Here is a 24,271-nt window from a genome sequence, read left to right on the forward strand (position 1 = left end):
GGAGCGGGGCTATGCCTCGGTCCCGGCCTCCGGTGCCTCCGGTGCCTCCGGTGCCTCCGGTGCCTCCGGTGCCTCCGGTGCCTCCGGTGCCTCCGGTGCCGACAGGGTGTAGAAGACCGCCCTGCCCTGCTTGGTGCGCCGGACCCGGTTCCTGGCGACCAGGTTCTCCAGCGTCGTACGGATCACCGTCGTCTTGATGGTGCGGCCGGGCTGACCGGCCCTGATCGCCTCGGCGACGTCGGTCGCGGACCGCGGCTCCCGCTGCTGGGCGAGATAGGCGTGGACGGCCTCGACCAGGCTCGGCTTCGGCTCCGCGGGAACCTGCTTCGGGAGGGCCCGGCGGTTCGGCGCGGGCTCCGTCCGCTGGTGCGGCACGACGGCGTCGGCGTCGCCGTCGGCCGTCCCGGGTGCGGGGACTGGGGCGGAGCCGGTGGCGGAAGCGGTGGCGGTGGCGGTGGCCTGCGGGGTGAGCGCCTGCTGCAGCCGCTCCAGCACCACCCTGTTCTCCCGTACCGCGCGCAACTGCTCCTCCAGGGCGGCGATCTCGGTGGCGAGGCGGTCCTGTTCCTGCGCGTTGACTTCGAGGTCCTGCGCGATCCGCGCGCTGTACTCGGACGCCAGCTCGGTGCCGGGTGACTCGGACATACGGTCGGACCTCTCGTCGATGTGCTCCGCGCGGCAACGCCGATGTGCTCCGCGCGGTGAACAGCGTACGCACACGAGACGTCCCACGGGCACGACTCGGGCCGCCGGTGTCTCAACCGGCGGCGGTGGCCCGTTCGATGACATCGGCGACCACCTCGGGCCGTGACACATAGATGGCATGGCTGCCGGGCGCCTCGACGACCGTGGCGCCCGCGCGTCCGGCCATCGACCGCTGGGCCAGCGGCGGGATCATCCGGTCGTCGGCCGCGACCAGGTACCAGCTGGGCCTGGTCCGCCACGCGGGCTCGCCGACGGTCCCGGTCAGCGCCTCGGAGCCCCACGGGACCTGCGAGTCGGCCATGAACCGCGCCCGCGCCTCGGGCAGGTCGCCGGCGAAGGCGGCGTGGAACCGGTCGCGGTCGAGCAGCAGGTAGCCGTCCCGCATCGGCAGGAGCGGCGGCACCGACGCGCCGGGCGGCGGATCGGCGATCAGGGAGTCGACGGACTCGCCCCGGTCCGGCGCGAACGCGGCGACGTAGACGAGCGCGCACACCTTGGGGTCACGGCCGGCCTCGGTGATGACGACACCGCCGTAGGAGTGCCCCACCAGGGTCACCGGTCCGTCCTGCAGGGCGATGAGCCGCCGGACCGCCGAGACGTCCTCGGCGAGGGAACGGTTGGCGTTCTGCGCGACGGTGACCCGGTACCCCGCGTCGACGAGACGCCCGTGCACCCCCGCCCAGCCGGATCCGTCCACGAACCCGCCGTGGACGAGAATCACGTTCCGCACAGAATTCCCCTTGTCCTGACGGGCCGTCGGGCTCCGCTCCGGTTCCGGGCCGCTTCGCTGCGCCCACTGTACGAGGCCGTCACGTGCGCGGCACCGACAAGATGACCTGGTCGCCCTCGCGGGCGGGCGGGACCGCCCACCCGGCACTGTGACGCCCTGCACTGTGACGCACGCCACTGCGGCACGTCCGAACTTTCGGCGTCCTCGCACCATCCAGTCGCTGAGTCCGCCCCGACCAGGATGGGAAGCTGCCGCATGTCCTCCCTCACGCCGCCGGCCGCGGAAGACGCCGAACACCTCACCGGGCCCGGCGGTCCGGACGACGCAGGCGATTCCGGCGACGCGGGTGATTCCGGCGACGCGGGCGATTCCGGCGATGCAGGCGATTCCGGCGACGCGGGCGCCGGCCGGCTCGTCGGGCGCTCGGCGGAACTGGCGCTTCTCGACGGGTTCTTCGGTTCCGCCGCCGTGCGGGGCCGGGCGCTGGTGCTGACCGGTGAGGCGGGGGTGGGGAAGTCGGCCCTCCTCGACGCGGCGGCGCGGCGGGCGCGGGAGGCGGGTTTCCAGGTGCTGCGGGTGGTGGGCTCGCAGTTCGAGGTGAGCGTCAGCTTCGCCGCGCTGGACCAGGTCCTCGGGTCGCTGGCGGCGGAGATCGCCGAACTGGCCCCGTGGCAGGCGGAGACGCTGCGGGCGGTGCGCGGGGTGCCCGACGAGCGGCCGACCGAACTCCTCGCCGTCGCGGGCGCGGTGCAGGTCCTGCTGTCCCGGAAGGCCGCGGGCAGCGGGCCGGTGGCGATCGTGATCGACGACGTGGCGTGGCTCGACCGGCCCAGCGCCATCGTGCTGGGGACCGTCGCCCGCTACACCCACAGCGCGCCGGTGGCGCTGCTGGCGGCGTCCCGGACCGGCGACGAGTCCTTTCTGAGCAGCACCGGGATACCGGTGCACGAGGTCAGGCCGCTCGATGAGGCGGCCGCGCACGAACTGGTGGCCGAGCGGTTCCCGGCGATGGCGCCCCGGGTGCGGCAGCGGCTGGTCGCGGAGGCGGCCGGCAATCCGCTGGCCCTGCTGGAGCTGCCGGCCACCCTCAACGAGGCGCAGCGCCAGGAACGCGGGCCGCTGCCGGCCGTACTGCCGCTGCCCGAGCGGCTGAAGAAGGTCTTCGCGGTGCGGATCGACGCCCTGCCGGAGCGGACCCGGGAGCTGCTGCTGCTCGCCGTGCTCGACGGTTCGGGCGGGCTGCACATCCTGGAACGGGCCCTGGGCGGCGACGTGCTGGCCGGGCTGGGCCCGGCCGAGCAGGCGGGCCTGGTACGGGTCGACTCCGCCACCGGCCGGCTGGCCTTCCGGCATCCGCTGACCCGGTCCGCGGTGATGGACCTGTCGACGGGCGCGGAGCGGCGGCGCGGGCACCTGGCGCTGGCCCGGGAGTTCCCGGCGGGCTCCGAGCACCGGGCCCGGCACCTGGCCGACGCCGCGACCGGCCCGGACGACGAGGTGGCCGCCCTGCTGCACGAGGTGGCCTACCGCACGCTGCGCCGCGGTGACGCCGTCGGCGCCATCACCACCCTGCTGCGCGCCTCCGACCTGAGCAGCACCGGCGCGGCCCGGGGGCGGCTGCTGGCCGAGGCGGCCTGCCTGGGCGCCAACATCACCGGTGACCTCCGCAACGTGCACGCGCTGCTCGACAACGCCCTGCTCGCGGACCCGGTGGGCAGCGGCTCGCTCGCCGCCGCGACCGCGGCCGCCAGCCGCCTCGTCAACGGCGAGGGCGACGTGGACACCGCCCACCGGCTGCTCGTGGGCGCGATCCGCAACCACGCCGCCGGACCGGGCGGCGCCGACGACGACATCCTCGACGAGGCGCTGCTCACCCTGCTCATGGTGTGCTTCCACAGCGGCCGGCCGGAGCTGTGGCAGCTCTTCGACACCGAGGCGGCCGTGGCCCGGGTGCGCTCCCCCGGCCATCTGCTGTCCGTGCTGCGCACCGCCTTCGGCGATCCCGCACACGCGGCGCCGGCCGTCCTGGACGTCCTCGACGGCCTGGTCGCGGACCTGCACCGGGAGACCGACCCGCGGCGCATCGTCCGTACGGCGGTCGCCGCCGCCTATGTCGACCGGCTGCCCGGCTGCCGCAGCGCGCTGCGCCGGGTCGTCGACGACGGCCGGGACGGCGGCGCCATCACCATGGCCATCGAGGCGTTCTTCCTGCTCGCCAACGACGCCTACTTCAGCGGCCAGTGGGGCGACCTGCCGAAGCTCACCGAGGAGGGCCTGCGCTGGTGCACCAGGTACAACTACCGGCTGACGGCGGAGCCGGGCCGGTTCCTGCGGGGGCTGCTGGCGGCCGCCCAGGGCGACACCGCGACCGCCCGGCGGACCGCCGACCGGCTGGTGGCCTGGGGGAACCCGCGGGGGCTCGGGCTGCTGCGGGTGTACGCGGCGCACATCCGGGCGCTGTCCGCGCTCGGCGAGGCGGACTTCGAGAATGCCTACGCCCACCTGCGGTCGGTGATCACCCCCGGTGAGCTGCCGGCCCACCTGCCGCACGCCCTGTGGCTCTTCCTGGACTTCGCCGAGGCCGCGGCCCGCACCGGCCGGCACGCCGAGGCGGCGGCGCACGCGGCGGCGGTGCGCGGGAGCGGCATCCCCGCCGTCTCCCCGCGGCTGGCCATGATGACCGACGCGGCCGAGGCGATCGCCGTCCCGGACGCCATCGACCACGAGCTGTTCCGGCGGGCCGTCGGCACCCCCGACGCGGAACGCTGGCCGTTCGAGTGGGCGCGGATCCGCCTGGCCTACGGCGAGCGGCTGCGCCGGGCGAAGGCGGGTACCGAGGCCCGGGGCCATCTGGACGCCGCGCTCGGCACGTTCCGGCGTCTCGGGGCCGAGCCGTGGAGCGCGCGGGCGGCGAACGAGCTGCGGGCGAGCGGGATTCCCGTCGGCACCGCGGCCTCCGGTGCCGGCCGGCGGCCCGCGCTGCTCACCCCGCAAGAGCTGCAGGTCGCGCAGCTGGCCGCCACGGGACTGACCAACAAGCAGATCGCCGCCCAGCTGTTCCTGTCGCCCCGCACGGTGGCCGGGCACCTGAGCAACGCCTTCCCGAAGCTGAACGTGACCTCACGCGCGGGCCTGCGCGACGCGCTCACCGGCCCGGCCCCGGAACGGACCGCGTGAGCCGTCCGCGAGCCGTCGGCGAGCTGTCCGCGAGTCCTCCGCGAGTCCTCCGTGGACCACCCGCGAACCACCCGCGAACCGTCCGCGAACCGTCCGTGCGCCGTCAGGAGGCCGATGTGGTGCCGGCCGTCACCTCCCGGCGGGTCCGCTCGCGGGCCGCGTCGAGCATCCGGTGCGCCTCGGCCCGGCCGGCCCGGACCCGTTGCCCGGCGTCGGCGTGCGGGGCGTCGGCGGTGGCGGCGAGCGCGACGGCGAGCTTGGCCCGCCCCTGGCTGAGCCGGCTGCGCACGGTGCCCACCGGGATCCCGCAGGCACGGGCGATCTGCTCGTACGAGGCGTCCTCCGTGGTGAAGTAGCGCAGCACCAGCGGCATGCGCAGCACCGGGGAGAGTTCCGCCAGCGCCGCCCAGAGCCAGTCCCGCACCGCGTTGCGCTCCAGCCACTGTTCCGGGCCGGCGGCCGGCGACGGCAGGGGCAGCTCGTCCATCGGCTGCACCAGGGCGGAGTACCGCAGCACGGACCGGCTCGCGTTGCGCACGATCATGCGCAGCCAGGCGCCCACCGCGGCCGGGTCCCGTACGTCCCCGATCCGCAGCAGCGCCGTCAGCGCCGCGTCCTGCAGGACGTCGTCGACGTCCGTCGCCCGCCCCAGCACGCTCAGCGCGACCGCCCGCATCCCCGCCCGGTGCCGCTCCAGCAGCATCCCCAGCGCGGCGACCTCTCCCGACTGCGCCGCCCGCGTCAGCACCGCGTCCTCGGCACGCGCGCCCGCCGCGGCTTCCAGAACCATCAGATCCGTCTCCTGCCCGGCCGGGGCGTACGCCACGAAGCCCACGATGTGCGTCCTCGGATTCGCCATCTCGACATTCCATCTCTGACATGTGGAACGTAGAATCTCCGGTGACAACATGTCAAGACAGGAATGTGAGGCTCGACCTGTCAGTATTGGAATAAGAGAGCTAGAGTTCCCGGCATGAGCCTTCGTCACGCCCTCTTGGGTCTGCTCGTCTTCCGTCCCGGCAGCGGCTACGACCTCCTGAAGATCTTCAACACCTCGCTCGGCCACGTCTGGCCGGCCCGGCAGAGCCAGATCTACGGCGAGCTGACCAGGCTCGACGCCACCGGCCTGATCGCGGTCACCGACGAGGGCCCACGGGGTCGCAAGCAGTACGCCCTGACCCCCGAGGGACACGCGGAGGCGCGGCGCTGGCTGGCCGGGACGGAGGAGCGCCGGCCACGCCGCAACCCGATGCTCCTGCAGACCTTCTTCCTGGGCCTGCTGCCCGCCGAGGAGGCGGTGGCACGGCTCCTGCGCTACGCGGACACCGCGGCCGAGGAGCACGAGGAACTGGTGGCGCTGCGAGACTCCGAGGCCTGGGACCGCGACGCGATGACCGAGTGCGGCCGGCTCGTCCTGGAGTACGGCGTCCGCCAGCGGGCCCTGGAGCAGGAGTGGGCCCGCTGGGCGGCCGAGCGGCTGCGCGAGGGACGCCGCGCGGTGCCGGCCGGCCGGCCGGACGTACCGAGGGCGAGCTGACCCGGCCGACAACGGGCCGGCGCGGACTGCGCCTCCCTCAGGCCCCTCCTGCTCCTCAGGTGACGGCGGCGGCCGGTCCGATGGTCGCCCGGATGTGCTTCATCAACGGCTGGTCGCTCTGTTCGCTGTAGTCGCACAGGGCGATCAGCACGTTCATCTCGGGCATGTACCCGGCCGCGCAGCCCCGGGGCAGGTCGTACGGAACGGCGAGGTAGCCGTTCAGCACACGCGTACTACCGTCCTTGGCCGTGCTCTCGATGTCCACCGGATCGAACTCCGCGATGCCGCGCTCCCGCATGTCGGCCGGGTTCATGAAGACGAGGGTGCGGAGGTTCTTGATCCCGCGGTAGCGGTCGTTGTCGGAGTAGATGGTGGTGTTCCACTGGTCGTGCGACCGCATGGTGCCGAGCGCCAGGGTCCCCGGCGGGGGTACGACGTCGGGCAGCGGTGCCGAGGAGAACTCGGCGAGCCCGGAGGCCGTACGGAAGACCAGTTCCCGGGCGGGCTGCCGGATCCGGAACCCCAGCGGCAGCCGCACCCGCCGGTTGAAGTCCTCGAAGCCGTCCAGGACCTGGGCCATGGTGTCGCGGATACGGTCGTAGTCCTCGACGTACCAGGCCCAGGGCGTGGTGCTGTCGGGAAGCGCCGCACGGGCGATGCCGGCGATGACGGCGGGCTCGGACAGCAGGTGCGGGGAAGCCGGCTTCTTCATCCCGACCGACAGGTGGACCATGCTCATGGAGTCCTCGACCGAGGTGCTCTGGATGCCGCACCGCTGATGGTCCTTCTCGGTACGGCCGAGGCAGGGCAGGATCAGCGCCTGCCGGCCATGGACGAGATGGCTGCGGTTGAGCTTGGTGCTGACCTGGACGGTGAGTTCGCAGTTGCGCAGGGCCTCGTAGGTGGCGCGGGTGTCGGGCGCGGCGAGGGCGAAGTTGCCGCCCATGCCGACGAACACCTTGACGTCGCCGCGGAGCATCGCGTGGATCGTGCCGACGGTGTCGAGCCCGTGCTCCCGGGGCGGGTCGATCTCGCACACCTGGGCGAGCCGGTCCAGGAACTGGCCGGTCGGCCGGTGGTCGATCCCACAGGTCCGGTTGCCCTGCACGTTGCTGTGCCCACGCACCGGCGAGGGCCCGGCCCCCTCCCGCCCGAGGTTGCCGCGCAGCAGCAGCACGTTGACGATCTCCCGCACGGTGTCGACCCCGTGCTCGTGCTGGCTCACCCCCAGGCACCAGCTGATGATGCTGCGGTCGGCGTCCCGGTAGATCCGGGCCGCACGGAGGATGTCGGCACGGCTGACCCCGGACTGCCGCTCGATCTCCTCCCAGGACGTCGCCTCGCACACCTTGCGGTAGTCCTCGAACCCGCTCGTGTACCGGTCGACGAACTCCTGGTCGAGTGCCTTGGGGTCGGCCGTGGCCTGGTCGAGGACGGCCTTGGCGAGACCCCGCATCAGCGCCATGTCACCGCCGACGCGCACCTGGAGGTCGAGGGTGCCGGTGCGGGTCGAGTGGCAGGCCGCCATGTCCACGAAGTCGTGCGGAATGATCGTCCGCCGCGAGGCCGCCTCGATCAGCGGGTTGACGTGCACGATCTGGGCACCGCGTCTGTAGGCGGCGGCGAGGGCGGTGAGCATGCGGGGCGCGTTCGACGCGGCGTTCACGCCCATGATGAAGAGGGCGTCGGTGGCGTCCCAGTCCTGCAGATCGACGGTCCCCTTCCCCGTCCCCAGCGAGGCGGTGAGGGCCCGTCCACTGGCCTCGTGACACATGTTGGAACAGTCCGGAAGGTTGTTCGTCCCCAGCTCGCGGGCCATCAGCTGATACAGGAAGGTGGCCTCGTTGCCGAGCCGCCCGGAGGTGTAGAAGGAGGCCTGGTTCGGATCGTCCAGCCCCCGGAGCGCCCGCCCGACCAGCCCGAACGCGTCCCGCCAGCAGATCGGCACGTAATGGTCCGAGTCGGCGTCGTACACCATCGGCTCGGTGAGCCGCCCCTGGTCCTCCAGCGCGAAGTCGCTCCACTCGGACAGCTCGGCGACGGAGTGCGCGGCGAAGAACTCCCGCCCGACCCGCTTCCGGGTCATCTCCCAGGTGACGTGCTTGACCCCGTTCTCACAGAGATCGAGCCGCAGCCCCTTCGTGTCGTCGGGCCAGGCACACCCCGGGCAGTCGAACCCCTCCCCCTCATGGTTCATCTTCATGATCGCCCGCGGTCCCTCGACGAGCGCCCGCTCCCGCACCAGGAATTTGCTCACACTCTTGGCAGCGCCCCAGCCTGCGGCGGGATGGTGATACGGATGAAAGAACGGCTCCCCGTCGGGCCTGGGCCCCACCTGCTCCCCACCCACCCCGGGGACTGCCGACCCCATCCGCTTCTGCTCGTCGTGTGAGGTACTCACGGCTCTCACCCTTCGCCGGCGCGGGGCACACCGCCGGGGTCAGCGGCGTCTTTCCCATGCTAGGCAGGGGGGTGGGGGGAGGCGAGGCGAGCCGGGTCAGGCACGCGTCAGGAGCGCCCCACTCTGTGTGCACACACGGCCACACCAGCCGTGAAACGAGGAGCCGCGGCGCCGACAAGGCGCTGGCCGACCAGTGCCTGCCCGACCTGCTCCGCACGTGCGCGTCGGCGACCGGGTACGGACGGCCGTCAGCGACCAGCTGCACACGGCGCGGCCTTCTTCTGGCGCAGGTCGGACCGCCGCGCACGACGGCACGCGACCACATGGTCCCAGGGTCCCCAACTTCCGCGTCTCATCGACCGAACGGCGCCTCCCCGTCAACCGGTGACATCAACTAGTGCCATCAACTGGTGCCATCAAATGGTGTCATTGACGATCCGGGAAGGAACAGAAGTGCGGGAATGGACCTGGTCCTTCCCGGTCGCCGCTACATGATCGGCCGTGACGCACCCGGTCCCGATAGGGCCGAACGGCCCTTCTTCACACCGCCAAGTGCACGAACAGACCTCGGTCCGTGCCCCGGCCACCGATTGCTTTACGAACCCATGACGAGCCCAAAAGGTTCTACGGAACCCTCGCATCCGTATGTCTGTGTGTGCGGGATCCGATGAACCGGATCAGGAGACACGGTGCTCGTTTCACGAAAGGCGGCGGGAACTCTCTTTGTAGGTGGTGCTCTCAGCATCACCCTCGGCTCCCTCGTCTACCCCTCCATGCTCGGAGTCCAGAAGGTCAGCAGCGCACCCGAGCGGATCGTCGCGACCCCGGCGACCGGCCCCCTGACGGAGGCCGACCGGGATTTCGTGGTCAAGGTCCGCTCGGCCGGACTGTGGGAGTACCCCGTCGGCCAGAGGGCGATCAAGAAGGGGACGACGAAGGCGGTCAGGAACGCCGGGAAGCACCTGGTCGACGGGGACGCCTCGTTGGACGCCGCCGTCCGCAACGTCGCGAATCAGCTGGGCATCACACTGCCCAACCAGCCCTCGCCACAACAGCAGAGCTTCGAGTCCCGGTTGAACAAGGAAAGCGGCAAGCAGTTCGCCACGGACATGGCCACCACGGTGCGCGCGACGAACGGCCAGTTCCTCACCACGATCGCGAGCATCCGCTCCACCACGAGGAACTCCCTGGTCCGCGCACTGGCCGACCAGGCCAACGACACCGTCCTGGACCACATCACGGTCGTGGAGGAAACCGGCCTGGTCGACTTCACCCAGGCCCTCGCCCAGGAAACCACCTCCCCCAACCTCCCGGCCCAGAACCTGACCCCACCTCCCGCGGTCGCGGGCGAGCCGCAGGTCGTCCTCACTCCACCGGCGAACAGCACGACCTCACCGAGTCCGACGGTGGGGTGAGGACCCCTGGGCCGAGCGGCCGTTGGTGACGGAGCAACTGCGGCGGGCGTAGCAGCCGGTGTCAGCTGGAAGCGGCCTTGGCGGCCTTGCCGATTCAGCCGTCGTACTGAAGGCGCACCGGCTCGCCGAGCACCAGGCGGGCGCTCTCGAAATCAGCCAGGCGGGCTGCCACCGTGGCCACGGCGAGACGCTCCGGGAGGGCTGCGGAGAACTTCAGACCCCGGACGGCGCGGTGGTCCACGTCGGGCAGGACGAGGCTCTCGCCCACGCTCTCGCGGGCCGTTCGCCACTCGTCCGGGGTCAGGTTCTCTCGCAGGCGCAGCCAGCTGTCGGTGGGCCGTTGCAGCGGATCGGTGACCGACTGCAACGTGGCGGCGAGCGTGGCGTTCGCTCGGTAGCCGGCCCAAGTCCACCAGCGCACGTCGCTGCCGAAGCGCGTCACGAGAGTCCCGCCCGGGTGAACGGTGTCGGGGGCATCGGTCTCACGCTGTTCCAACAGGCAGGCTTCAGCCCGTCGCGTGATCGAGACCGGCGGGTCAGCGCCCAGGAGCACCTCGCGCATGGCACGCGTCAATGCGTAGGACAGTCCTGCGATGCCGCCATTCATCCACTTGGCGATTCCCCCTCCGTCGGCCGGTTCGACGAAGACGCGTTTACGCAGCCAGTCGACGTAGGTGACCTGCCAGCTGCGTCCACCGAGCAGCAGGCGCCGTGGGCCGGGACGCTCCTCGGTGAGCACACTTGGATCGGTGCGACCGATCTCCGTGCGTCCGGACAGGACGGTGAACTGCGGTGGTGCGGTGAAGGACGCGGTGAGTTCGATGAAGTGCCGCTTGCCGAAACGGCGTTCCGCCTCGGGTCCGACGAACAGCATGCCGCCGTCGGTGTCGAGGAAACCCTCCTCTGTAAGAAAGCGCAGGATCGGGGCAGCCGACCTGTCGAAGGGGGCGAGCCCATTCCATTCCCGGTGCCACAACTGGTTGCCGAGCTTGTGCTGTTGAAGGATGACGGCGAGCAGTTGCTGGGCCACCAGGTGGCGCGGCTCGGGCGGTGGGGTGACGGGTTCCACCCAGCCTCGCGACCACAGCAGCAGCAGAGCCGCCGCCTGTAGCAACGTGTTCTTGTGCGTGGTCAGGAACAGACAGTTGCGTACCGAGCCCGCGCGCCGGCCGGTGCGTCCGATGCGCTGCAGGAACGAGGCGACTGTGGTGGGTGAATCGACCTGGATGACGCGATCCAGGTCACCGACATCAATGCCGAGTTCGAGGGTGGACGTGGAGACGATGACGCAGTCGCGCGCCTCGGCGAATGCCTGCTCGGATCGCGTCCGTTCATCGACCGAGAGGGAGGCGTGGGAGAGGAAAACCGTCACTTCGCGCGCCCGGAGCGCGGCACCCAACTCCTCGACCTGCCTGCGCGAGTCGCAGAAGACGAGCCGCTTCTCTCCTCTGTGCAGTGCTGCAATGAGTTTGGCCGCGTTGTCGAGGGAGCCGACGTAGTCGAGTTCCACTTCGCCCGCCGGCCTGCGGGATGGTTCGGCGAACGTGTTGCCGCTGTGTTCCCTGCCGTCGGCGGTTGGCAGATGCACTCCAGGGGCGACGACCTGACCTGGTCGGCTGTCGGCGCCGGCACCTTGCAGCCAGTGCAGCAACTCGGTGGGGTTTCCGACGGTCGCCGAGAGTCCGACACGCTGGATGGGCCGCCCGGTGACCCGCTCCAGCCGTTCGAGCACCGCGAGCAGGTGCCATCCGCGGTCGTCCCCCGCAAAGGCGTGTACTTCGTCGACGACGACGGCCCGCACGCCTCCCAGCAGGCGCGCGTGGTCAGTCTTGACACCGATCAGCATCGCTTCGAGCGACTCGGGCGTGGTCAGCAGGATGTCCGGCGCTTCGGTCCGGATGCGCTGCCGCTGCGATTCCTTGGTATCGCCGTGCCAGAGCTCGGCGGAGCGCCCCAGCCACTGAGCGTACGCGTCGACACGGCCGGCCAGATTGTTGAGGAGTGCTTTGAGCGGGCACAGGTACAGCACGGATGTGCCGGTCCACTTCTGCTCGGCCATCGCCGACAGCAGAGGGAAGCAGGCCGCCTCCGTCTTGCCTCCCGCCGTCGGAGCCAGCAGTACGGCGTCCTGCCCCTCCATGAGCGGCACGATCGCCGCGCGCTGCAGGGGTCGCAGGTCGGGCCAGCCGAGGGTGTTGACGATGTGATGCAGGACGACGGGATCGAGCAGGTCGAGTACGTCGACACCCTCGCCGCCCGGGTCTTTCCCAGCCGGGGATTCCGCGTCCGTCATCACAGCTCCAAGTCGATGTCATCAGCTGACGCGGAGCCCCCGGAGACGGTGGCAGCCAGGTTCCGCTCGACGTCGGTGAGTTCGCTGTCGGCGACGGTGAGCCGGTAGTGCTGCCGGGGGTCGAAGTCGTCGAACTGGTCCACACGGTCCAACACATCCCCGACGAGTTTCTTCAGGAACAGCCGAGGAGCCACCCCGACCTTGCCTCCCAGCGCTCCGCCGACAGCCAGCGCCAGGTCCCGGACATATGCATCGTCGACGACCTTCCGCACACGCTCGGGCGCTTGAGCGGCATCGGCGTACAGGTCACGGATGGTGGCGCCGAGTCCGACCAGCGACTCCTGGTCGAATCCCGGCAGCCTGATCTGCACGGCGCGCGGGTTGTCGAAGCGCGGGTCGGTGGTGAAGTCGGTGGCCAGCCTCTGAGCAAGCGGGGCCAGGCGCTGCACGCCCTGCTGACCGTCGTAGAAGGCCGGGGTGCCCGTGATGACCAAGTAGAGACCGGGAAAGCGACCGGAGTGCACCTCGTCGATGAGCTGGCGCAACGCGTTGAGTGCCTTGTCGCGGGCGTCCGACCGAACCCGCTGCAGCGTCTCCACCTCGTCGAGGACGACGAACAGCCCGGTGTGCCCGGAGTCGCGCAGCACGGTGAGGAGCCCCTGCAGAAAACCGAGGGCGCCGAAGTGGTCGAGATCGCCGCGCACCCCGGCGGCCCGGCGAGCGGAGGCAGCAACATGCGGCTGGCCGCCGAGCCACGCCAGGACGGCGGCGGCAGTCGCCTCGTCGCCGTTCGCAAGAGCGGCCCGGTAGCCGCGCAGGGCGGTGGCGAAGGACGGGGCATGCCGGGAGACCTCGGCGAGCCGCGCGACGAGCAGCTTCTCCACCTCACCCGGCAGCTCCTCCTCGGTGGCGCCGGCCGCAAGGGCGTCCTCCTCCAAGGCGTAGAACCAGGCGTCGACCACGGGCCGCAACGCGCTGGGCGGAAAGCTGGAGGTCGTGAGCCGTTCGGTGAGCCGCCGGTAGACCGTCTCCAGCCGGTGCAGTGGCGTCTCGTTCTCAGAGATCTGGATCTCGGCCACGGCGAAGTTGCGGCGCTTCGCCCGCTCGCCCAGCCAGCGGGTGAAGAACGTCTTGCCCGACCCGTACTCGCCCCGCACGGCCTTGAAGACGGAACCGCCGGACGACACGGCGTCCAGTTCCGCGTCCAGGGCCGCTTCGAACCGGTCGAGTCCGGTGGCCAGCAGGTCGAGCCCGCTGTCGGGAACGGCGCCGCGCCGCAGCGCGTCGATGACGGTACGGCGGCGGGCGGCCGAGACGGGCGTGGTGCGGTGCTGGATCACCCGGCCAGTTTCCCATCCGACGTGCCGACCTAGATGCCCCACTGACGGTAATCGGGGCACACGCCCTTGACCGCATCACGGTCTTGCACGCTGGGAGGCTCGTTCGTGTCCTACTTCGGCAGAATCGGTTGACGGTGACCGGAAAGCGCTGCTGGAATCACTCTCCGTATAGGCGGCAGGGTGGGAAGTGGGATTCACGTGGCGGCACTGGACAATGTGAAGCTGAAGGACGTACTCGCGGATGTGGCGTCGGGCTCGTTACAGTTGCCCGACTTTCAGCGGAACTGGAAGTGGGACGACGACCGGATCCGCGCCATCATCGCGACGGTGACGCTGGACTACCCGCTCGGCGTGGTGATGACCCTGCAGACCGGTGGCGCCACCCGGTTCCGCTCTCGGACACTCACCGGGGCACGCCCGGAGGGGGATCCCGCTGCGGACCTCCTCCTACTGGACGGGCAGCAACGCCTCACCTCCCTCTTCCAGGCCCTTTGGCTGGACGCCCCCGTGGAAACCGCCGATGCCCGCGGCAAGCCCATCGAGCGCTGGTACTACGTCGACATCGCGAAGGCCGTCGGCCCGTCCGCGGACCGTGACGAGGCCATTCTGTCCGTCCCAGCTGACAAGGTGCTCCGCACCGACTTCAACCGCACGGTGGTGCTGGATCTGAGCACCACGGAGAAGGAGTGCGCGGCCGGCGTCTTCCCTCTGCATCTCGTCTTCGACGCACAGCGCGTGAACCAGTGGATGATGTCGTACGTCAAGGCGGACGAGCACCGGAACTGGGACTTGTGGGGGCAGTTCGACGAGTTGGTTCTCCAGCAGGTTCGCGCCTTCCAGGTACCGATGATCCGGCTGGCCGCCTCCACCTCCATGGACGCCGTCTGCGCGGTGTTCGAGCGGGTCAACACAGGCGGTGTACCGCTGAACGTCTTCGAACTGCTCACCGCGACCTACGCCGGGGACCGCGAGTACGTGGACCGGACCGGGGACTATTACCAACTCCCTGAGGTATGGCGGGAGATCAAGCAGGCACTGGCTGCCAAGTACCCGGTCTTCGGCCGTCTGGAAAGCGGTCTTGAGAACGGGCTGAGCAGTATCGACTTCCTGCAGGCCATCGCCCTGGTCCGCACCTGGGAGCGGAAACAGGCCGGCGTCGGGGCGACGGTGTCGTGCAAGCGCCGAGATCTGCTGGACCTTCCGCTGGCTGACTTCGTCCGTCTGGCGCCGAAACTCGCCGACGCCTTCGCCTGGGTGGGCGACTTCCTGGAACGTCAGTGCATCGTCCGTCCGAACGATCTGCCGTACAAGACGCAGCTGGTCCCGCTTGCGGCCGTCCGCGCCATCCTCGACACGGCCATGGACGGCTTGGGAGCGGAGGAGAGGACCGAGCAGTGGTACTGGTGCGGGGTCCTCGGCGAGATGTACGGCGGCTCCACCGAGACCCGCTTCACCCGTGACGTCGAACAGCTCGTCCCCTGGATCGCGCAGGACGAGCGGGCGCCGGACACCGTCACGGACGCGTTCTTCTTCGCCGATCGCCTGGACAGCCTCACCACCCGTAACAGCGCCGCCTACAAGGGCATCTATGCCCTACTGATCAAACAGGGCGCGGTCGACTGGCACTTCACGGGCGCCCCGCTCAGCCCAGGCCGGCTGGACGAGTACGGCGTGGACCTCCGACAGATCTTCAACAAGGCATGGCTGAGGCGAGGCAACAGCCAGGACCTTCCGACGAACTCCATCGTGAACAAGACCCCCCTGTCCTACCGCGCGGCGATGGACATGACCGGGGCTCCGGCGTCCTACGTGTCCACGATGGTCGCAGCCTCCGACATGCGCCCCGAGTGGTTCGACGACGTCCTCGCCACCCATCTCATCGATCCGGAAGCGCTCCGCGACAACGACTACGAACGGTTCTACAACGACCGTTCCAAGCAGTTGCAGGACCTCGTGCACGCCGCGATGGGCAAGCGGACCATGCTCCGTGATCTCGCGGAGGGCGACACCCGATGACCACCGCACCGAGCGGACAGGATCTCGCCGCGCTCAAGGGCAGGACCATGCCCGTACAGGAGATCCTCGACCTGTTCCGGGTCAGAGTCCGCGACCACCGGACGGTGCACCGCATTTCGCAGGCGCTCACGGACGCTGGGCTGATGACGCTTCCCGACTTCGCCGTCTGCGGCCTGCGCAGCAACGTCGACGTGGTGCCACTCGCGTCCATCCCAGCGCAGGCCGTTCCCGCCGACGCGGAGGAGGACGAGTCGGAGGAGGCACTGCCCTCGGCCGCCCTTCCACAGCGTCTGCTGCTCGGGGACATTCCGTCGGCGCGGCGCGGCCTGGTGTCCGTCGGTCCCGGTACTCCCCTGCCGCAGACCACGTTCCTGATGCGCACGAAGGGCGTGGCCCAGGTCCCGGTGACCACCGGCATGGCCCAGATCCACGGGGTGGTCACCTGGGGATCGGTCGCCAAGATGTACGAGGCGGGCAAGGAACCGACGCTGGACAACGCGATGGAGAAGGACTCGCTTCCGGTCGCGGACACCCGCCAGGAGTTCTTCTCCGCTCTGCCGGTCATCCGCGAACACGGATACCTCCTGGTGCGCGGCGACGACGGCTGTCTCTCCGGCCTGGTCACCGCCGCGGACGTCACGGACCGCTTCGAGGGCGCGGCACGGCCCTTCTTCATCGTCGGGGAGATCGAGTCCCTGCTACGCCGCTGCCTGGGCGCGGCGCTGGACGAGGAGACCATCAAGGCCGTCCAGACGAACAAGAAGCCCGAGCACCGCACCGGCCAGGTCTCCGACCTCATGTTCGGCGACTATCTGAGGCTCCTGGACGGCGACCAGCCGAAGACGTCACTGGCCGAAGCCGCCGACGCCAACTGGGAAGCCCTGAAGTGGCCCAACATGCCCAGGGAGCAGTTCATCGGCCGTCTGAAGCGAGTGAAGGACATCCGCAACCGGATCGCCCACTTCGACGAGAAGCCTCTTCCGCAGGAGATGATCGACGAGTTGACGACCTTCGCGAAGCTACTGCGGGCGTTCGTGGCGTAGGGATACGCGAGACACAGAACCGCGTTGTTCTGTAGGGTAGTTGGGCATTATGGTCTGCCCTCACACTTTCCGGAGGCCTCTTTGACTTGCTCGCCGCACGCGCTCATATCAGCGACCAGCTGGTTGCGGGCTCCGTAGGACCCGTACGCGCAGCGCTGGAAGCATGACTGACCCCGGTCGGCCATGCCCATTTCCAGCGAGCGAGCATTTTCAGGAGGAATGGTGTCGATCCACTCGACCCAGCAGGTTTGTCACCACCCGGCCCGTGACATCACCATCGTCACGCTTGCGTCCGGCGTGGGTTCCCTCGGTACTGCTGTCGTGACCATGGCGCTTCACACGAGCCCGCTCGCGACTCTGACGACCGGCGGCGGCGCTTTCATGGCCGTCCTCACGGCGGGCCTGAACATCCTCAAGCACATCAGGCGCGACTCGTAGCGCCCTCATGGCGGCCCCGCTTCGAACGAAGCGGGGCCGCCTCGGAGGTCAGCCGCCTCCGAGGGCGAACTGTTCACGCAGCAGCGCCTCGTGAAGTCGAACCGTGCGTCCGTCCGGCAGGGTCTCCAGTACCTGCACGCCGTCGTAGTTGAGGAGCTGTCGCAGGACCGCGGCGAAGCCGTCGCCCCGGGTGGTGGGCATTCCCGCCCGCTGGGCGAGCGCGGTCACGGGCAGCGTGCCACCCGCGTCGAGCAGGGCCGCGAGAGCCTTGTGGACCTGCTCCTGCTGCGGTTTGCGTGCCAGACCGTCGAGCTGTCCGTGATACGTCTCCGAGTCGAGCAGTGCGGTCACCAGGGTTTCGGTCCGCGAGACGACGGTGGGGGTGAGCAGGGCATCGTCACCCCCGGAGGTCAGCGCGACCTCGAAGAGCGCGTCGGGCAGTGTCCCGGGTACGGGTTGCTTCTTACGGGGCTTCGCGGGCCCCTTGTTCGCAGCCGCGTCGGCCTTCTGAGCCACACGCTGGTCGGAGACCGGCCTCCCCGCATCCTCCGGAGCCCACCAGACCGGCCGCTGGTCCCCCAGCTCCCGCCAGTCCTTGGGCGGTTCCGCCCCGAACGGCAGGAAGGCGAGCACCGGAATGGTGAACTCGGCGAGGGAAGCCCCGCCGTGGTAGCCGGCCTTGAGCGCGGTGTAGCGGGAGTCCGCGTCCCAGAGCGCAACGATGGATGCGCCAGGTTCGGGCCACACCACGCGCGGTCCGGAAAGAGCGATCTCACGTTCGCCGGGCAGACCGTCGCCGGGCAGGCGGTGGCGCGCGGACGCGGGCTCGGTGGCAGCGTCGGCCTTGGTGCCGTGCCGGTCGACGACATGGCCGTGGTCGCTGGTGACGACGACCGCCATGCCCTGGGCCGCCGCCACGCGGAGCAGGTCGCGCAGCCCTGGTACGTCGTCCACCCGCCAGGCTCCGTCGCCGAGCTTCTGTTCCTTGGCGAGGCGGTCGTCGATGGCGTTGAGGACGACGGCGACGTGTGTCCTGCCGTCGGTCAGCGCTTCCGTGAGGGCCGGGCCGAAGGCGTCACCGGCGGTCTCGGTGCGCAGGTCGTCCTTGTGGAAGACGGCGGCCGGCGCCCCGCCCCACAGCTTCAGCGCGGGGAAGAGCCGCTTCTCGTCGGCCTGGGTACCCTTCACCAGGGTGCCCGCGAAGAGCGACGTCCGGGACACAGCCGTCACGGTGGGCAGGGCGGCAGCCATCGCCCGCCGAAGCGGGTGGCCCTCGGCCAACGGGTCGAACTCCGCCCAGGAACGGCGTAGTTCTTCGCCGAGTTCGTTCGCTATGGCCGCACTCATGCCGTCGAGCACGAGCAGCAGCACCCGCCGCTCCTCCCCGCGCCGGACTACGGGTCCGACCACCCGCTCGAGGAAGGTCTCGACGGTGAGCATGCTGCCGGGCTGGGTGCCGTCCTTCGTCCAGCCGGCCAGCGATCGCGCGAAGGACGCGTCGATCCGCCGTCGCCGCTCTCTGGCGCGGGTACCCAGGGTGTCGTAGGCGGTCTTGAGGACGGGGTCCGGATCGCCGCCGGCCTCAATGTGCTCCAGGGCCAGATCGGCCCAGCCGGTCTCGGCGACGTGCCGCTGTATGGCGTCGGCCACGGTGGGGGCATCGACGGGCGGGTCGGCGGCCAGCCAGCGAGCGAGTCGCTGCCCCATGCGGGCACGTTCGACGCGGGCGCCCTCTTCCGGGTCGGTGGCGAGCCGATGGTCGGCAAGCCGTCGGACGGCCTCCGCGACCGCGGCCGTGTCGCCTGCCGCGAGGGCCTGGCCGACGGCGGTGAACCGGGCTTCCAGCCCACCGCGTAGGACAGGGCTCGCCGCGACGGCTGCCTCCGCGCCGAACTGGCGGGCCAGCACGGCCGCCCGGTCCAGCACGATACCGCTGGTGCGGCGCGCCTCACGGGCCTGGTCGGCATCGGTGCCGCCGTTACGCTGTCCGGCCGACAGCAGCGTGATCACGTACTCCTCGGCGGACCGGCCGAAGAAAGTCACAAGGGCATCGAGCTGGTCGCCGACGGCCGGGGGCTGGTCGCCGAAGTAGCGCTCGGCACGGCCTCGCGCCTGGTACGTCTCGGGCACGGGCTCGGCATGCTGCCACAGCGCCGCGCACACGAGACCGAAGGCGGCGGCGTCCGCACCACGCTCGGCGCCCACGAGGGCGAGCAAGGCGCGTCCGGCGAGACCGGCCTGGTCCTCCTCGCAGAGGAAGGCAGTCAGTCCGGCGCGCTCAGGGCCGCGCAGCCCCAGCAGCTGCTCGGGGGCGCCGGGCCGGGTCGACCAGTGCAGCAGGCTCTGCGCGTCGAGCCGGTCGTCTCCGGGACGCCGTACGCCGCCCTCGGTGTCGTAGCGGCCGAGGCGCAGACGGCGCTGGGCGAGCGCGGTGAGGGCGTACTGCCGGGACAGCCAGCCGCCGGGCACAGGCGGCCAGCCTCCGGGCGGAGTGGCGTCGAGCAGAGCTTCGGCGGCCCAGTTGACGTCCTTGAGGCGCGGGTCGATCTGCCGGGCACCGAACGCCTCGCGGACGACATCCCAGCTGTCGACCGTGTCGATGCGCAGCTTGTGGACGCGCGCGAGGATCGCCGGGTCGAGTTCGTTCTGCTCACGGTCGGTGAGGACGACCAGGACGGCGGGGCCGGGGCGGCGACCCGTCAGGTGGTCGAGGACGAGTTCGTGGACGGCGAGCGGCGAGAGCGCCACCGCGACACCGGCCGTCCGCCCCTCGCCCCAGGCCGGTTCGGCGGGACCGTCCCACTGGGGCGCGGACCGCAGCAGCACGACCCGGCGCCTGCCTCCGCCGTCCCCGGTCAGGGAGGCGGCGAGGGAGGACTGCGAGGACAGGTACTGCGTGACGGTCGCGGTGTTCAGCCGGACGGCGCCGGGGGCGGCAGCGACGGTGTCCGTCATTCGACGACCTTCCACGTGATCTCGATGGTCGCGTTGGGGTGGCGGGCGGCAAGGTCGGACAGCTCCGCCTGGAGGTCGGCGGCGGCGCGTGCCGCCGTCGTACGACGTCCACCGGACGTCCGCGCGGTGCCGCTGCCGGGCACTGCCGGAGTGTGAGTCTCCTGCGGCGTATAAGGGATGCGGGGGTCGCTTGTGGGCGTGTTCAGGGACAGGTCGTCGGCCGTGGGCTGGGGCGCGACGGGAGCGGGCGGCGGGGTGGCGGCAGCCTGGCTGCGCTTCACCAGGGCGACGACCTCGCGCTGGGTCCGGGTCAGGGCGTCGCGCAGGTCCGCGGTGCGCTGGTCGTCGCGGGCCACGTTGCGCAGCGAGTCGAGCAGTGCCGCGCCCTCGGGGCCGAGTCCGGCGGCCAGTTCCAGGGTGCTCCAGGGCGCGGAGGCGACCGCCTCGGCGACGCTGCGGGCCTGCTTGATGGAGGTTCCGTACCGGTCGGCGCTGGTTTCGCCCAGGTCGAAGGAAGCGAGCGCCTCCACGGTCTTCTTCGCTACGGCCGCACCCTTGCCGGCCTCCGCCGTGAGCGCGTCCAGCAGTTGCAGGGAGCGGCGGGCGAGAGCGAGCCGCCCCGCGTCGGCGGTCTGGTCGAGGCCGAGGAAGGAGGTGTGGGCCTCCAGCTGGTGCACCAGGTCGGCCGCGTGGTCCCGGTGGGCGCGGGCGGCCTCGATGATCTGGCGGGCGAACTGGTTGACCATTCGTCCGCGCCGCAGGGCAGGTGCCTTCTGCCCGAAGATCGTCTCGAAGCGCTGCCGTGCCGTGTCCCAGTCGGACTCGGCGGGCAGTGGCTGGCTGCGCAGCGCGTCGTGGTCCTTGATCGCGGACAGTTCGGGCGCGGGGTCGAGGACCGTGCCGCCGCGCACCCACACCCGGTCGTCCATCTCCGCGAAGGCTGCGACGACGAGCCGGGCGAGGAAGTCGGGCAGGCCACGCGGGTCCGGCTTGTCGGTCCAGTCGGTCAGGGTGATCAGGGAGAGGTCCCCGGTCACGCCCTGGGCACTGGCGAGCTGACGGAAGTGGTCGGCCCAGTAGCGGGACAGCTCGAAGTACGCCTCCTTCTGCTGCCCGAGCCGCAGGGGCCCGGCGATCCGCTGCATGAGCTTGCGGTCGGCGGCGGGGACCTCCACCCGCCCGTCGCGCGCCTCCGCGGCTGCCCGGACGTTGACGAAGACCTTCTTCGTGTCGGTGGACTTGACGGCGATGCCGGTGCCATCGGGGTCGAGGTCGGGATGCGCCGGGTACTGGTGGACGAGCAGCTTGCCCGCGACGTGCCGGATGCCGTCGTGCAGGCTCTGCCCGAAGGACAGCGTGAGCCCGTCGACATCGGGCAGCGCGACGAGGTGGTCGTCGAAGTCGGGTACGACATCGGCGACCTGCTTCTGGGCGAGCCCGTACGCCTGCTTGAAGGCGCCCTTGACCTGCTTGAGCAGGGCCTCGCGCTGGGTTTCGAGGAGGCCCTTGGCGCGGCTGCGGTTGTCGGCGTTGAGGTGGCCGGCGTACTGGGTGTCGAAGCGGTGCTCGTCGGCGAGGGCCTTGTCGATGACGACGAGCCGCCGGAAGTCGGCGAACCGCTGCGCGGACAGGTGGGCGGGAAGCCAGGCGACGGTACGGGACCGCTCGCCCTGCTGCCGCTCACGCAGCCGCCGGATACGGTTGACGTCCTCGACCGGACCCCACTCCCCCTCGTCGAAGGGAAGGTCGATGGCGATGCGCCAGTGACCGTCCTCCTGCGGCATCAGGTCGTGGTCGGGCAGCTCGTCCTCGTCGGCGACGTTGCCGAAGACGATCTCCGCGGTGCGGGCGGTGCCGCGCCAGGTGAAGCTCAACTGATCGTTCAACTGGCCGTGCTCGACGCCCAGTTCCTCGGACAGCAGGCGGCGGGCGAGGGCAACCCGGTTGCCGGGGTTGTCGTTGACCTGGGCGTTGGCGATGACGGAGTCCACGTCGACGCCGGAGAGCTCAAGACGTACGCCGGGGTTGGCGTCGGTGCCGGTCTCCTTGATCTCGGGGAACCGGGCGGCCCACTCGGCGACCTTGTTCTTGATGATGCCGACCTCGGCGCCCGGGATCGGCGCGAGGACCGACCCGTGGTTGAGCGCGCCGAGCCGCCGGATGGTCAGCTCGGCCAGGGCGGGCACGCTGGGCGCGAGCGCGGACAGCAGCAAGGTGCACACGAGCCGGTTGTCGCCGACGAACATCCGGCAGCGGTTGGCGCGCTGCGGGTCGGTGAGGGACTCGGGCCGGTTGACGTACTGCTCGACGTCGTCCTCGGTGATGTCGTACGAGCTGAGCAGGTAGGGCCGCAGCTTGGTCTTGTACAGCTTGTCGGCGGCCTCGAAGACGACCTTCAGGCTGTCGGTGAACGGCTTGTCCCCGCCCTTGGCGATCACCGGATAGAGGTCGCCGACGGGAATGAGCTGGCCAAGCCGGATCTCGCCCCGGTGGTCGGCTAGGAGTTCGCCCATCAGCTTCAGACCGGTACGGGAGCGCTGCAGCGCCGACGAGATGTGAACGAGGGTGTCCATGAACGCCGGCGAGAACGGGTACGTCAGCCGGAACGACTCGGCGTCCGCGCCGGTCGTGCCCTTCTCCGAGCCGAGCAGGGTGTCCCAGACCTGCGTGCCGACCCGCTTGGTCTGTTCGAAGGCCGCGTCGACGAGCTGTTCCGCCTGGGCGTCCTTGGGCTTGAGGAGGCGGGCGTGGGCGATCTGCGGGAGGTTGCGGTCCTCCAGAGTGATCTTGTCGAACCGGCCGGAGGCCAGGTTCAGGGTGTCCTGGATGGAGGCTTCCGCCGCGCCGGACACCTCTTCGCCGACGAGTTCCCGCAGGTCGCGCTGGCGGGCGATGAACGACACGACGGGGATGGCTCGTCGGGCGTCGCCGCCCTCCACGAAGTTCGTGATCTTGCTGGCCTCGCGGGCCACGAACTTCTGCTCGTGGATGAGGGTGGCCAGCCAGAGGATCAGCTCGTCCAGGAACAGGATCAGGCCGTCGTAGCCGAGCGACTTGGCGTGTTCGGCGATGACGGACAGACCGGCGTCCAGGGAGATGAAGCCGTGCTCGTTCTCGGCGGCGTTCTTGGCGAAGCCGGGGAGCAGGTTGGTGCTGGCGTCGTTGACGAGCTTGGCACGCAGTTCCGCCGGGGTGGAGGGGTTGCGGAGGTTCAGCGGGGTGCCGGCCTCGTGGTTCTCCTCGGCGGCGAGCGCGGTGTCGAGGAGCTGCGGAGTCCAGGCGAAACCCTCACCCCACTCGTCCTCCTCCCCATCATCAGCGTCGCTGCTGCCCAGACCGCGGATGACCGCCTCGTCGCCCATGTTGGCGCGCATGGCGCGGATGTCGGCGAAGAGGGAGTCGGTCCGGTACACCTGCGGGGTCGCGGACTCCGGATGCAGCTTCTTGACGTGCGTGACGTATCCGCCGAGCACGCGCTGTTCGAGGGCCTTGGCACCGAGCATGTGGTACGGCACGAGCAGGAACTTCTTGCCGTCAGTCGTCAGCCACTCGTGCTTGGTCAGCACCGGGTCGAACTCGGTACGGACACGGGCGGCCGGGTTGCCGCTCAGCAGCGCGTACAGCACGGCCATGAAGTGCGACTTACCGGAACCGAACGAGCCGTGCAGGTAGGCGGCCTTCGAGCGGTGGCCGTCGAGCGAGGACTTGATGAGGGCCAGCGCCTCGTCGAAGTTCTCCAGCAGCCGCTCGGTGACGACATAGTCCTTGAGCGCGTGCTCGGCGCCCTCGGGTGTCGTCGCCTCGGCGAGGGACAGCACGAAGTCCGAGGTGGAGATGGACTCCTTGATGTCGATGACATCGCGGAGGAGTGGCGACTGAGCCATTGCGGGTCTCGCTCTCCCTGGCAGTGTTCGGTGCTGCTGCTCGTACTCGATGTGGTGCGGTGCGGGCGTCTCGACCCGAAGCCGATCACCGGTCCAGGTCTCAGGAGAGAACCCGGAAGTAATGGTGACCGGTGGGCGGTGCTACGTGCCGGTGGTCCTGGCCGGTGGCGAGGAGAGGCTCGGTCACGTGCCGCCGGGCGAGAACGGCGTTCACGGCATCGGCCAGGTCAAGGGAGACGGGCTCGTGGCGCTTGCACTCTTTGTCCCCCTCGTACTGAACGACCACCCGTACGGCCTGCGCATAGCACCCTACATCGGTACTCCGGCCGACCCCGCG

At 70.5% G+C, this 24,271-nt stretch carries 14 protein-coding genes; 6 read left to right on the forward strand and 8 right to left on the reverse strand.

Features of this window, described 5'->3' with window-relative positions; all coding sequences use genetic code 11:
- Positions 1-9: 9 nt before the first annotated feature.
- A complete protein-coding gene (locus tag ACFZB3_RS22895) occupies positions 10-645 on the reverse strand; it encodes a hypothetical protein (protein WP_391377759.1) in 636 nt (211 codons plus the stop codon).
- Between the two features lie 112 nt (positions 646-757).
- Positions 758-1,435, reverse strand: a complete 678-nt coding sequence (locus ACFZB3_RS22900; protein WP_391377761.1) for an alpha/beta fold hydrolase — start codon at positions 1,433-1,435, stop codon at positions 758-760.
- Positions 1,436-1,690: 255 nt separating this feature from the next.
- Here ACFZB3_RS22900 and ACFZB3_RS22905 point away from each other — a divergent pair, with 255 nt between their 5' ends.
- The gene (locus ACFZB3_RS22905) at positions 1,691-4,612 is read left to right on the forward strand and encodes an AAA family ATPase (protein WP_391377764.1); all 2,922 of its coding nucleotides are present in this window, start codon (positions 1,691-1,693) and stop codon (positions 4,610-4,612) included.
- A gap of 103 nt (positions 4,613-4,715) precedes the next feature.
- On the opposite strand, the gene ACFZB3_RS22910 is transcribed toward ACFZB3_RS22905, so the two are convergent.
- The gene (locus ACFZB3_RS22910; protein WP_391377766.1) at positions 4,716-5,471 is read right to left on the reverse strand and encodes a sigma-70 family RNA polymerase sigma factor; all 756 of its coding nucleotides are present in this window, start codon (positions 5,469-5,471) and stop codon (positions 4,716-4,718) included.
- A gap of 114 nt (positions 5,472-5,585) precedes the next feature.
- Here ACFZB3_RS22910 and ACFZB3_RS22915 point away from each other — a divergent pair, with 114 nt between their 5' ends.
- A complete protein-coding gene (locus ACFZB3_RS22915; RefSeq protein ID WP_391377768.1) occupies positions 5,586-6,149 on the forward strand; it encodes a helix-turn-helix transcriptional regulator in 564 nt (187 codons plus the stop codon).
- A 55-nt stretch (positions 6,150-6,204) separates the two neighbouring features.
- Here ACFZB3_RS22915 and ACFZB3_RS22920 read toward each other — a convergent pair whose 3' ends face one another.
- Positions 6,205-8,520 (reverse strand): FdhF/YdeP family oxidoreductase, encoded by a 2,316-nt coding sequence (locus ACFZB3_RS22920; protein ID WP_391377867.1) that lies wholly within the window; start codon positions 8,518-8,520, stop codon positions 6,205-6,207.
- 719 nt (positions 8,521-9,239) lie between these two features.
- On the opposite strand from ACFZB3_RS22920, the gene ACFZB3_RS22925 reads away from it, so the two are divergent.
- On the forward strand, positions 9,240-9,965 hold the full coding sequence (locus tag ACFZB3_RS22925; RefSeq protein WP_391377770.1) for a DUF4142 domain-containing protein: 726 nt from the start codon (positions 9,240-9,242) through the stop codon (positions 9,963-9,965).
- Positions 9,966-10,059: 94 nt separating this feature from the next.
- Here ACFZB3_RS22925 and ACFZB3_RS22930 read toward each other — a convergent pair whose 3' ends face one another.
- Both ACFZB3_RS22930 and brxD read right to left on the reverse strand, forming a co-directional pair.
- Positions 10,060-12,258: a DEAD/DEAH box helicase gene (locus ACFZB3_RS22930; RefSeq protein ID WP_391377772.1), complete on the reverse strand. Its 2,199-nt coding sequence runs from the start codon at positions 12,256-12,258 to the stop codon at positions 10,060-10,062.
- Positions 12,258-13,598 (reverse strand): BREX system ATP-binding protein BrxD, encoded by a 1,341-nt coding sequence (brxD, locus tag ACFZB3_RS22935; RefSeq protein ID WP_391377774.1) that lies wholly within the window; start codon positions 13,596-13,598, stop codon positions 12,258-12,260. Before brxD ends, ACFZB3_RS22930 begins: the two co-directional genes overlap by 1 nt.
- 198 nt (positions 13,599-13,796) lie before the next feature.
- Between brxD and ACFZB3_RS22940 the strand changes: the two genes are divergently transcribed.
- From ACFZB3_RS22940 to ACFZB3_RS22950, 3 genes are all read left to right on the forward strand, one after another.
- Positions 13,797-15,614, forward strand: coding sequence for a DUF262 domain-containing protein (locus ACFZB3_RS22940; RefSeq protein WP_391377777.1), 1,818 nt, complete (start codon positions 13,797-13,799; stop codon positions 15,612-15,614).
- Complete coding sequence (locus tag ACFZB3_RS22945) at positions 15,611-16,657, forward strand: CBS domain-containing protein (protein WP_391377779.1); 1,047 nt, start codon at positions 15,611-15,613, stop codon at positions 16,655-16,657. Before ACFZB3_RS22940 ends, ACFZB3_RS22945 begins: the two co-directional genes overlap by 4 nt.
- Positions 16,658-16,876: 219 nt before the next feature.
- Positions 16,877-17,095, forward strand: a complete 219-nt coding sequence (locus tag ACFZB3_RS22950; RefSeq protein ID WP_391377781.1) for a hypothetical protein — start codon at positions 16,877-16,879, stop codon at positions 17,093-17,095.
- Between the two features lie 48 nt (positions 17,096-17,143).
- Here the strand turns inward: ACFZB3_RS22950 and pglZ are convergent, their stop codons facing one another.
- Both pglZ and ACFZB3_RS22960 read right to left on the reverse strand, forming a co-directional pair.
- Entirely contained in the window at positions 17,144-20,050 is a 2,907-nt protein-coding gene (gene pglZ, locus ACFZB3_RS22955) for a BREX-2 system phosphatase PglZ (protein ID WP_391377783.1), read from the reverse strand.
- Positions 20,047-23,934 carry a phage resistance protein gene (locus tag ACFZB3_RS22960; RefSeq protein ID WP_391377785.1) on the reverse strand — a complete coding sequence of 1,296 codons (3,888 nt, stop codon included), beginning with the start codon at positions 23,932-23,934 and terminating at the stop codon, positions 20,047-20,049. The genes pglZ and ACFZB3_RS22960 overlap by 4 nt, the downstream gene beginning before the upstream one ends.
- Positions 23,935-24,271: the final 337 nt, after the last annotated feature.

It is taken from the genome of Streptomyces sp. NPDC008092 (assembly GCF_042957285.1).
In the GTDB taxonomy this organism is placed as follows: domain Bacteria; phylum Actinomycetota; class Actinomycetes; order Streptomycetales; family Streptomycetaceae; genus Streptomyces.

Bases quoted from the DNA above. Each gene is read 5' to 3' on its own strand.
- ACFZB3_RS22905 (WP_391377764.1), top strand. From the start codon at position 1,691: ATGTCCTCCCTCACGCCGCCGGCCGCGGAAGACGCCGAACACCTCACC.
- ACFZB3_RS22930 (WP_391377772.1), bottom strand. From the start codon at position 12,258: ATGACGGACGCGGAATCCCCGGCTGGGAAAGACCCGGGCGGCGAGGGT.
- ACFZB3_RS22960 (WP_391377785.1), bottom strand. From the start codon at position 23,934: ATGGCTCAGTCGCCACTCCTCCGCGATGTCATCGACATCAAGGAGTCC.
- ACFZB3_RS22945 (WP_391377779.1), top strand. From the start codon at position 15,611: ATGACCACCGCACCGAGCGGACAGGATCTCGCCGCGCTCAAGGGCAGG.
- ACFZB3_RS22915 (WP_391377768.1), top strand. From the start codon at position 5,586: ATGAGCCTTCGTCACGCCCTCTTGGGTCTGCTCGTCTTCCGTCCCGGC.
- ACFZB3_RS22950 (WP_391377781.1), top strand. From the start codon at position 16,877: ATGGTGTCGATCCACTCGACCCAGCAGGTTTGTCACCACCCGGCCCGT.
- ACFZB3_RS22895 (WP_391377759.1), bottom strand. From the start codon at position 645: ATGTCCGAGTCACCCGGCACCGAGCTGGCGTCCGAGTACAGCGCGCGG.
- ACFZB3_RS22920 (WP_391377867.1), bottom strand. From the start codon at position 8,520: ATGGGGTCGGCAGTCCCCGGGGTGGGTGGGGAGCAGGTGGGGCCCAGG.
- ACFZB3_RS22910 (WP_391377766.1), bottom strand. From the start codon at position 5,471: ATGGCGAATCCGAGGACGCACATCGTGGGCTTCGTGGCGTACGCCCCG.
- pglZ (WP_391377783.1), bottom strand. From the start codon at position 20,050: ATGACGGACACCGTCGCTGCCGCCCCCGGCGCCGTCCGGCTGAACACC.